The 9,934-nt window shown below is 68.7% G+C and carries 10 protein-coding genes; 5 read left to right on the plus strand and 5 right to left on the minus strand.

Going from position 1 to position 9,934, the window contains the following annotated elements; all coding sequences use genetic code 11:
* The 3 genes from APY03_RS44195 to sbcB all read left to right on the plus strand — a co-directional run.
* The coding region (locus tag APY03_RS44195; RefSeq protein ID WP_232324348.1) for an AAA family ATPase at positions 1-805 on the plus strand (805 nt) is incomplete at its 5' end.
* An 81-nt stretch (positions 806-886) separates the two neighbouring features.
* Complete coding sequence (gene cls, locus APY03_RS20575; RefSeq protein ID WP_068679579.1) at positions 887-2,353, plus strand: cardiolipin synthase; 1,467 nt, start codon at positions 887-889, stop codon at positions 2,351-2,353.
* 74 nt (positions 2,354-2,427) lie between these two features.
* Positions 2,428-3,870, plus strand: a complete 1,443-nt coding sequence (gene sbcB / locus APY03_RS20580) for an exodeoxyribonuclease I (RefSeq protein ID WP_068679581.1) — start codon at positions 2,428-2,430, stop codon at positions 3,868-3,870.
* 80 nt (positions 3,871-3,950) lie between these two features.
* On the opposite strand, the gene APY03_RS20585 is transcribed toward sbcB, so the two are convergent.
* Both APY03_RS20585 and APY03_RS20590 read right to left on the minus strand, forming a co-directional pair.
* Positions 3,951-4,241: a hypothetical protein gene (locus APY03_RS20585; RefSeq protein WP_068679619.1), complete on the minus strand. Its 291-nt coding sequence runs from the start codon at positions 4,239-4,241 to the stop codon at positions 3,951-3,953.
* A gap of 30 nt (positions 4,242-4,271) precedes the next feature.
* The gene (locus APY03_RS20590; protein WP_068679583.1) at positions 4,272-4,799 is read right to left on the minus strand and encodes a hypothetical protein; all 528 of its coding nucleotides are present in this window, start codon (positions 4,797-4,799) and stop codon (positions 4,272-4,274) included.
* A 192-nt stretch (positions 4,800-4,991) separates the two neighbouring features.
* Between APY03_RS20590 and ompR the strand changes: the two genes are divergently transcribed.
* Both ompR and APY03_RS20600 read left to right on the plus strand, forming a co-directional pair.
* Positions 4,992-5,714: an osmolarity response regulator transcription factor OmpR gene (gene ompR / locus APY03_RS20595; RefSeq protein ID WP_083944490.1), complete on the plus strand. Its 723-nt coding sequence runs from the start codon at positions 4,992-4,994 to the stop codon at positions 5,712-5,714.
* A complete protein-coding gene (locus APY03_RS20600; protein ID WP_068679585.1) occupies positions 5,711-7,018 on the plus strand; it encodes an ATP-binding protein in 1,308 nt (435 codons plus the stop codon). Before ompR ends, APY03_RS20600 begins: the two co-directional genes overlap by 4 nt.
* Here APY03_RS20600 and APY03_RS20605 read toward each other — a convergent pair.
* The 3 genes from APY03_RS20605 to APY03_RS20615 form a co-directional block, all read right to left on the minus strand.
* A complete protein-coding gene (locus APY03_RS20605; RefSeq protein ID WP_068679587.1) occupies positions 7,015-8,304 on the minus strand; it encodes an amidohydrolase family protein in 1,290 nt (429 codons plus the stop codon). The two genes, APY03_RS20600 and APY03_RS20605, sit on opposite strands and share 4 nt — an antisense overlap.
* 4 nt (positions 8,305-8,308) lie before the next feature.
* A complete protein-coding gene (locus APY03_RS20610; RefSeq protein WP_068679589.1) occupies positions 8,309-9,229 on the minus strand; it encodes an ABC transporter permease in 921 nt (306 codons plus the stop codon).
* Positions 9,220-9,934 (minus strand): ABC transporter permease (locus APY03_RS20615; protein ID WP_232324349.1); only part of this gene is annotated, 715 nt, incomplete at its 5' end. The genes APY03_RS20615 and APY03_RS20610, both read right to left, overlap by 10 nt.

Below are 9,934 nucleotides of genomic sequence, written 5' to 3' on the forward strand. Positions count from 1 at the left end.
CGTCGGCAAGACCGAGGCGGCAAAGCAACTGGCCTACATCATGGGCATCGAGCTGATCCGCTTCGACATGTCGGAGTACATGGAGCGCCATGCGGTGAGCCGGCTGATCGGCGCGCCTCCGGGCTACGTCGGTTTCGACCAGGGCGGTCTCCTTACCGAGGCCATCACGAAGAAGCCGCACGCGGTGCTGCTGCTCGACGAGATCGAGAAGGCGCACCCGGACATCTTCAACGTGCTGCTGCAGGTGATGGACCATGGCACGTTGACGGACAACAACGGGCGCAAGGCCGACTTCCGCAACGTGATCATCGTGATGACCACCAACGCGGGCGCCGAGACCATGAACAAGGCGACCATCGGCTTCACCAACCCGCGCCAGTCGGGCGACGAGATGGGCGACATCAAGCGCCTGTTCACGCCGGAATTCCGCAACCGCCTGGATGCGATCGTGAGCTTCAAGTCGCTGGACGAGCAGATCATCCTGCGCGTGGTCGACAAGTTCCTGCTGCAGCTCGAAACGCAGCTCGCCGAGAAGAAGGTCGACGTCACCTTCACCGACGTGCTGCGCAAGCACCTGGCCAAGAAGGGCTTCGATCCGCTGATGGGCGCGCGCCCGATGCAGCGCTTGATCCAGGACACGATTCGCCGCGCGCTGGCCGACGAGTTGCTGTTCGGGCGCCTGCAGGAAGGCGGCCGTCTCACCGTCGACCTCGACGACAAGGAAGAGGTCCAGCTGGACATCCAGCCGCTGCCGAAGAAGGAAGGGCGCGCCAAGCCCGAAGCCGAAGAGGCTGCCACGGGCTGATCAGCAATCCCGAGGGACCGATTCCCAAGGCCGGTAGCATTCGCGCTGCCGGCCTTTTTTGTTGCACGAATCCTTCGACCTTTGATCCTCCCCGAGCTCAGCCAGGAATGGAAGACCGGCCTCTCCCTCGCCTGGAGCGGCTACATCGCGGTGCTTTCCGTCTGGATCGTGATGCAGAAGCGCGCGCCGGTCTCGACGATGAGCTGGATCCTCTCGTTGGCGCTGCTGCCTTTCGCGGGATTCCTCATCTACTACTTCCTCGGGCCGCAGCGGCTGAGGAAGCAGCGACTCAAGCGGCTGCGCAGCCGCGCCATCGCCCAGGCGCCGGCCGATGTCGCGAGCCTGCGCGCGGCGGCCGAGCGGGCGCCGCCGGCACTGCGGCAGATGGCCGCGCTCGGCACTGCGGCCTGCGGCCTGCCCGTATCGAGCGCGACGGCCGCCGAGCTGCTGTCGGGTGGTGCCCGCACCTTCGATGCCATCTTCGAGGCAATCCGCCAGGCGCGCGACCACGTCCACCTCGAGTACTACATCTTCGAGCCCGACACGACGGGCACCGCGCTGCGCGACCTGCTCATCGAACGGGCGCGCGATGGCGTCACCGTGCGCCTGCTGCTCGATGCGCTGGGCTCCAAGCGCATCGGGCGCCGCTTCATGGCGCCCATGCTCGAGGCGGGTATCGAAGTCGCGCTGTTCCACGATACCCGCATCGGCCGGCGGCTGCGGCCCGTGACCAACTACCGGACCCACCGCAAGATCGTGGTGTGCGACGGGCGCGTCGGCTTCACCGGCGGCGTCAACATCACCGATGAGGAAGACCGCCGCATCAGGGCCGATGCCTACCACGATGCCCACCTGCGCATCGAGGGCAGTGCGGTGCGCTGGCTGCAGACCACCTTCCTCGAGGATTGGACCTACGCGACCGGCGAAGATCCGCGCCGCATCATCCAGGCCCTCGACGTCCTGCTGCCGCGCCTGCCGCGCCTGCCGGGCCAGGACGGCGCGGGCGACATTCCCGTGCAGATCGTCACCAGCGGCCCAGACAGCACCCTCGAAGCCATTCATCGCATCCATCTCGCGGCCATCCATTCGGCCACGCGTCGCGCGTGGCTCACCACGCCGTACTTCGTGCCGGGCGAACCGGGCTTGATGGCGCTGACCAGCGCTGCGCTGCGCGGGGTGGATGTTCGCCTGCTGGTGCCGCGCCGCAGCGATTCGTTGATCGTGAGCGCTGCCGCCCGCTCCTACTATGACGAGCTGATCGCCGCCGGCGTCAAGATCTGGGAGTACAAGGCCCGCATGCTGCATTCCAAGACGCTGGTGGTGGATGACAACTGCGCGATCATCGGCACGGCGAACTTCGACAATCGCAGCTTCCGGCTCAACTTCGAGGTGTGTGCCGTCATCTACGGCCCGGCGCTCGCCGAGCCGCTCGCGGCGCAGTTCGAGACCGACCTGCACAGCGCCGCCGCGGTCCGTGCGCAACGGCGCCAGAATTTTCTGCGCCGTCTTGGCGATGCCACTGCCCGGCTGTTCTCGCCGCTTCTCTAGTGGCGGGAGCGGGATCGGCACAATCTGGACGCGAAGAACACGAAAGCAAGAATGAGGAGGGAAATAGTATCTTGATGACGAAGCAGACTTTTCTTTGGCACGACTACGAGACCTTCGGCGTCGTGCCGCGGCGCGATCGGCCGGCGCAGTTCGCGGGCGTTCGCACCGATGCCGAGCTCAACGAGATCGGCGAGCCGTTGATGATCTACTGCAAGCCCGCGCCCGACTATTTGCCGAGCCCGGCGTCCTGCCTGATCACCGGCATCACGCCGCAGCTGTGCCTCGAGCGCGGGCTGCCCGAGCACGAGTTCGCGGCGCAGATCGAAGCCGCGTTCTCGCAGCCCGGCACCATCGGCGTGGGCTACAACACCATCCGCTTCGATGACGAGGTGACGCGCTTCCTGTTCTGGCGCAATCTCATCGACCCCTACGCGCGCGAGTGGCAGAACGACTGCGGGCGGTGGGACCTCCTCGATGTCGTGCGGCTGTGCTATGCGCTTCGGCCCGAGGGCATCGAGTGGCCGAAGAAGGAAGACGGCTCGCAGAGCTTCAAGCTGGAAGACCTGGCACGCGCCAACGGGCTGCTGCACGAGGCGGCCCACGATGCGCTGTCGGACGTGCGCGCCACCATCGCGCTGGCGCGCCTCATCCGCACGCGCCAGCCCAAGCTCTTCGACTTCGCGCTGGCGCTGCGCAAGAAAGACCGCGTCGCTGCGGAGCTGGGGCTGCCGGCCATGCGCGAGACGGCGCGGCCCTTCCTGCACGTGTCGGGCATGTTCCCGGCCGAACGCGGCTGCCTGGCCGTGATGTGGCCGCTGGCGAGCCATCCCACCAACAAGAACGAGCTGCTCGCCTGGGACCTCGCGCACGACCCGAGCGAGCTGCGCGACCTCGACGTTGCAACCCTGCGCCTGCGTCTCTTCACGCGCAGCGCCGAGCTGCCCGAGGGCGTGCTGCGCCTGCCGGTCAAGGGGGTCCACCTCAACAAGTCCCCGATGGTCGTCGGCAACCTCAAGACCCTTGCGCCGGCAATGGCCACGCGCTGGGGCATCGACCTCGAGGCTGCGATGCGCAACGCTGCCCTTGCCGCCGCGCTTCCCGACATGAGCGCGATCTGGCCGCAGGTCTACGCGCGGCCGCGCGAAGAGACGCCCGATGTCGACGAGGACCTCTATGGCGGCTTCGTCGGCAATGGCGACCGGCGGCGCCTGGACCAGCTGCGCGCACTTTCCCCCGCTGAACTCGCGACCTCGCGCACGGGCTTCGACGACCCGCGCCTGGAGGAGCTCCTGTTCCGGTACCGCGCGCGCAACTTCCCTGACACGCTGGATGCCGGGGAACGGGAGCGCTGGGAGGCGCACCGTGCCGCGAGGCTGCTGGAAGGCGAGGGCGGGGCGCGCAATGTCGATGAACTCTTCGCCGAGATCGACACGCTTGCCGAAACGGCCGACGAGCGCGGCGAACAGATCCTCGGCGCGCTGTACGAGTACGCCGAGGCGATCGCACCTGCCCCCTGAACGTACGGTCCATCCGCCGCCCGCCCAGCCCGGCATCCTGACGCGCGAGCGGGTGATGCCATCCACTGTGCCGGCGTATGCTATTTCTGCCGTTGCGAGCGCTGCGTCAGCGCGTACGACTCGATCTGCTGCATCGTCACCGCACCGGCGCGCGTGCTGTCGATCGCATCGAAGTTGCGGTACACCCATGGCATCTTGCCCTTCGCTTCTTCGCGCGTCAGCCGGCCGTCGACGTTGGCATCGGCGCTTCCGAAGCGCTTGCGAAGCTCGGTCCCCATCTGCGCAGCGCGTGCGGATGGATCGGCGCGTTGCGCGCACGCGGCGATGCAGCTCACGGCCAGCAGCAGGGGAATCAGGCGCGAAGCTCTCATTTCGTCTTTCTCCTTCTTCAGGTTGCGCAATCAGCGGCAGGAGATGACGGCGCCGCTCGCGTTGTAGCAAGTGGCCGTGCGCGTCGCGCCGGTGGCCGAGTTGTAGGACCTGGTTGCCTGGATGCTGTTGCCGGTGACTGCGTTCGTGGCAGTCGTGCCGCGGCTTTGCGACACATTGCCCATCGCGTCGCGCGTCGCGCCGCCGCTGCTGGAGATGCTGCCTCGTGCGCTGCTGCCCGAGAAGGCGCTCTGGTGGCTGGCCGACCCGTCGGCATTCCTCATGGTGCTGCCCGAGCGCTGTCCGAACCCGCCGTTGCGCCCGCGCACCACACCGTGGCTCGCAGCCGTCGCATTGCCCAGGGCATCGGTCGACACCGATCGGCCGCGCAGCACGCCACCGCCGTAGGGGCCCAGGCGGCCGGTCATCGTGTTTGCAGTCACCCCGCCGGCGGCGTTCGACCAGACGGCGCGGCGCGTGGCCGCCTCGGCGTCCGTGGTGGCAAATGCGGCGGACAGCACGGTGGCGGCCAGCGCAAAGAAGGAGAGGATGTTTTTCATGCTCGGGAACTCCTGGTGAGGGTCGGCAGCGCACCCCGCGCCGCCGTGCGCTTACTGTCGCGGCAGGGTGTGAGCCATCGATGGCAGGAAGAATGGCCTTGATGACAATCCGTGATCGCGCGCCCGGCCCTGTCATCGTTTGTCATGATTTCGCGCTCCTCGCCGGGCCGCCGCCGCCGCTACGATCCACGCATGCCCGACGCGCTCGCCCGCATCCTCATTGCCGACGACGAGGCCGAGCTGCGCGCCTTGCTGCAGCGCTACCTCGGCGACCAGGGCTACGCCGTACGCACGGTCGACAGCGCCCAGCCGCTGGACAAGCTGCTCGCCCGCGAGCGCTTCGACGTGCTGGTGCTCGACGTGATGATGCCCGGGGAAGACGGGCTCTCCGTCTGCCGCCGCCTTCGCGTCCAGGGCGAGACCATCCCGATCCTCATGCTCACTGCACGCGGCGACCCGGTGGACCGCATCGTCGGCCTGGAAATGGGTGCGGACGACTACCTCCCCAAGCCCTTCAACCCGCGCGAGCTGCTCGCGCGCATCCAGGCGCTCGTCCGGCGCCAGCGCATGCTCGGCGCGTACGCCGGCCCGTTGCCGGAGCGCGGCAGCATCCGCTTCGGCACCTTCACGCTCCATCTCGACGAGCGCCGCCTCGAGCGCCAGGTAGAGGGCGGCCACGAGGACATCCCCCTGACCAGCGGCGAGTTCGCGCTCCTGCAGGCGCTCGCCGCCAATCCCAACCGGCCGCTCGGCCGCGACCGCCTGATCGAGCTTGCACGCGGCCGGGAGCACGAGGCCACGGACCGCAGCATCGACGTGCAGGTCATGCGCCTGCGCAAGCTCATCGAAGCGGACCCCTCCAAGCCGCGCCACGTCCGCACTGTCTGGGGCGTGGGCTATGTCTTCGTGCCATGAAGCTGCTGCCGCGCAGCCTCTTCGCGCGCAACGCCTTGCTGATCGTCGCGCTGATCGTGCTTGGACAGATCGGCGGCGTCGTCCTGCTGCGCGAGATGGTGCTCAAGCCCCGTCTCGACCAGATCGCCGAAGGCGTGGCGCGCAACGTGGGCGCTATCCGCGCCGGTCTGGTCGCGCTGCCGGCTTCGCAACGGCCAGCCTTCGTGGACGCCTTCAATAGCCGCGCCTCTGCCGACCAGCCGCAGCCGGGTGGCGAGGGCCTTCGGCTGCTGCTGTCGCCGCTGGAGCGCAACTTCGTGCGCTCGGTGTCGGCGCGCATCGCGCAACAGGGCGCCGAAACGGTGTGGCGGCGCGAGCAGGGCGGCAGCCTCGCGCTGCGCATGACCTTCGACGGCAGCCAATACTGGATCGTCATGCCCGGCGTGCTGCCCGCGCGCGAGTTCACCGGTGCCTGGCTGGCAGTCACCGCCGGAAGCGCGCTGCTTGCCCTGGCCGGCGCGCTGTGGTTCCAGCGGCGGCTCGACCGCCCACTGCAGCGGGCTGTGGAGGCCGCCCGCACACTTGCAGCGGGCCGCGAGCCCGCGCCACTGCCGGAAGACGGGCCGACCGAAGTCGCCACCGTGAGCCGCAGCTTCAACCAGCTCGTAGGGAGCCTGCGCCAGGCCGAGCGCGAGCGCGCGCTGATGCTTGCCGGCATCTCCCACGACCTTCGCACGCCGCTCACCAAGCTGCGTCTCGTGGTGGAGATCCTTCGGGACAAGACCGAGCCCGAACTCGCCACCAGCATGACGAGAAGCATCGAGGAGATGGACGCCATCGTCGGCCAGTTCCTCGACTTCGCCCGGGGCGATGAAGCCGAGCCGGTGGCATTTGCGCGGCTCGACGTGCTGGCCTCCGAGGTCCAGGCCGCCTGCTCGGACCATGGCGAGCCGCTGCAGGTCGAAGGCGCTTTCGCAGAGCCGGTGCCGATGCGTGCGCAGGCCATGCGCCGCGTCATGGTGAATCTGGTCGAGAACGCCTTCCGCCACGGCCGCGCTCCGGTGCGGCTGCGCCTGGGGGGGGACAGGGACCACGCCTGGTTCGAAGTACTGGACCGCGGCGACGGCCTCTCACCCGAAGAAGCGGAATCCCTCAAGCAGCCGTTCCGTCGGGCCGGCAGCGCGCGCAGCGGCAAGGCGGGGGCCGGACTGGGACTCGCGATCGTCGAGCGCATCGTCCGCGCGCATGGCGGCCGTTTCGAATTGCTGCCGGTGGAAGGCGGCGGCCTGAGCGCGCGCGTCAGCCTGCCGCGTCGCCGGGCCTAGGCTGCCCGCCCATCGCGCGCCATCCACGCCGTCTGCGCTGCGCGGCCGGGCAGGTGCAGCGCCGCAGTGGCGGCAGGGGTCTCGGCAAGCAGCCGTCCCTGGCGGTAGACCTTCAGTCGCGTGGCACGCAGGCGAATGGCCTCCACGGCGTCACGCGCCTGCAGCAGTACGAAGCTCGCGTCGCACCCGGCCTCCAGCCCGTAGCTCTCGAGGTGCAGCACCTTCGCCGCATTCACCGTGACGGCGTCGAAGCACTGGCGGATGCCCTTCTGGCTGGTCATCTGGGCCACGTGCAGTCCCATGTGGGCGACCTCCAGCATGTCGCCCGAGCCCATGCCGTACCAAGGATCCATCACGCAGTCATGGCCGAAAGCGACATTCACGCCGTGCGCCATGAGTTCCGGCACGCGCGCCATGCCGCGCCGCTTGGGGTACGTGTCGTGCCGACCTTGCAGCGTGATGTTGATGAGCGGATTCGACACCACCCCGACCCCGCTCTCGGCGATCAGCGGCAGCAGCTTGCTCACGTAGTAGTTGTCCATCGAATGCATCGAGGTGCAGTGCGAGCCGGTCACGCGGCCCTGCAGACCCAGGCGTTGCGCTTCGAAGGCGAGCGTCTCGATGTGACGCGAGAGCGGGTCGTCCGTCTCGTCGCAGTGCATGTCCACCAGTTGACCGCGCTCGGCGGCCAGCTCGCACAGGAGCTTCACGCTGGCCGCGCCGTCGGCCATCGTGCGCTCGAAGTGCGGAATGCCGCCGACCACGTCTACGCCCTTGTCCAGCGCGCGCTTCAGGTTGTCGATGCCACCCGGGGTGCGCAAAACACCGTCCTGAGGAAAAGCGACCAATTGCAGCGTCAGGTACGGCGCCACGCGCTTCTTGACTTCGAGCAGCGCGTCGACCGCGAGCAGGCTCGGGTCGCTGGTGTCGACGTGGCTGCGGATGGCCAGCAGGCCCTTGGCCACCGCCCAGTCGCAGTAGGCCAGCGCGCGTTCGATCAGCGCATCGGCCTTCAGCAGCGGCTTGAGTTCGCCCCACAGTGCGATGCCTTCCAGCAGCGTCCCGCTTTCGTTGACGCGCGGCAGGCCGTAGCTGAGCGTGGCGTCCATGTGGAAGTGCGGGTCGATGAAATGCGGCGCGACGAGCAGGCCCCCCGCATCCAGTCTTTCCTGCGCGGGCGCGTCGAGGCCGGGCGTGACCTCCGCAATGCAGCCGTCCTGCACGGCGATCGACATGCCGGTACGGCCGTCGGGAAGGGTTGCGTCGTAGACGAGAAGATCCAGCATGGCGTCAACGTTCTCCCTTGCGGTAGGGCTTCATCAGGGCTTGCGGATACCCGGCCTTGCGCGCCACCAGCACCAGCGCCACGATCGACAGCACGTAGGGCAGCATCAGGTACAGCTGATAGGGCAGCAGCGCGTCGCCCGATTGTTGCAGCCGCAGCTGCAGCGCGTCGAAGAAGGCGAACAGCAGGGCGCCCAGCAGGGCCTTGCCCGGCCGCCACGAGGCGAACACCACCAGCGCCACGCAGATCCAGCCCCGCCCGTTGACCATGTTGAAGAAGAAGGCGTTGAAGGCCGAAAGCGTGAGGAAGGAGCCCGCCACGCCCATCAGCGCCGATCCGGCGACGATCGCGCCCGTCCGCACCGCCGCCACCGACACACCCTGGCCCTCGGCCGCCTGCGGGTTCTCGCCGACCATCCGCAACGCCAGACCCAGCGGCGTCCGCTGGAGGACATAGCCGAGCAGCGGCACCAGCAGCAGCGCCACCAGCGTGAGCGATGTCAGCGCGCCGAGCACGGGGATGGGCAGCCACTCCATCGGCGCGAAGGGCGTGACCGTGGGCGGCGTGCTGACCTTCGGGAAGCTCACCCGGTAGCCGTAGTAGCTCAGCGCCGTCGCCAGCAGGGTGATGCCCAGGCCCGACACGTGCTGCGACAGTGCGAGCCCCACGGTGAGCAAGGCATGCAGCAACCCGAAGATCGCGCCCGTGAGCGCCGCCACCGCCACGCCCGTCCACAGCGGTGCACCGGCATACACCGCGAGCCAGCCGGCGAAGGCGCCCGCGACCATGATGCCCTCGATGCCGAGGTTCAGCACCCCCGCGCGCTCGCACAGCAGCACGCCCAGCGTGCCGAAGACCAGTGGCGTGGCGATGCGCAGCACCGCCACCCAGAAGGCCTGGTTGGAGAGGATGTCGGCTATTTCCATTGGACCCTGTACTGGGTCAGCAGCGTGGCCACCAGCACCGCTATCAGCGAGGCTGCCACGATCACATCGGCAATATAGGTGGGCACCCCGATCGCACGGCTCATGGTGTCGGCCCCCACTTGCACGCCGGCCACGAAGACGCCCGCGGCGAGCACGCCCAGCGGATGCAATCCGGCCAGCATCGCGATCACGATGCCGCTGTAGCCGTAGCCCGGCGACAGGTCGAGCGTGACATAGCTGGTGCGGCCCGCGACCTCGATCGCGCCGGCCAGCCCGGCCAGCGCGCCGGAGAGCAAGGCCACCAGCACCACGGTGCGCGTGACGGGCACGCCGGCAAAGGCTGCGGCACGCGCGTTGGCGCCCAGCGCGCGGATGTCGAAGCCGGCCACCGTGTACTTCAACAGGACCCAGGCCAGCACCGCCAGCGCGCCGGCCCACAGCAGGCCGGTGTGGACGCGGGTCTGCGCGACCATCCTGCTCAGCTCGAGCTCCGGTTGCAGCGACACGCTCTGCGGCCAGCCCATCGCCGTCGGGTCCTTCATCGGACCGTCGAGCAGGGCCGAGACGGCGAGCAGCACGATGAAGTTCATCAGCAGCGTGGTCACCACCTCGTCCACGCCCAGCCTGTTCTTCATCAGCGCGGGCCCGAGCAGCAGCAGCGCGCCGACGCCCGCGGCGGCCGCCATCATCAGCGGGAACAGCAGC

It is taken from the genome of Variovorax sp. WDL1 (genome assembly GCF_001541225.1).
In the GTDB taxonomy this organism is placed as follows: domain Bacteria; phylum Pseudomonadota; class Gammaproteobacteria; order Burkholderiales; family Burkholderiaceae_C; genus Variovorax.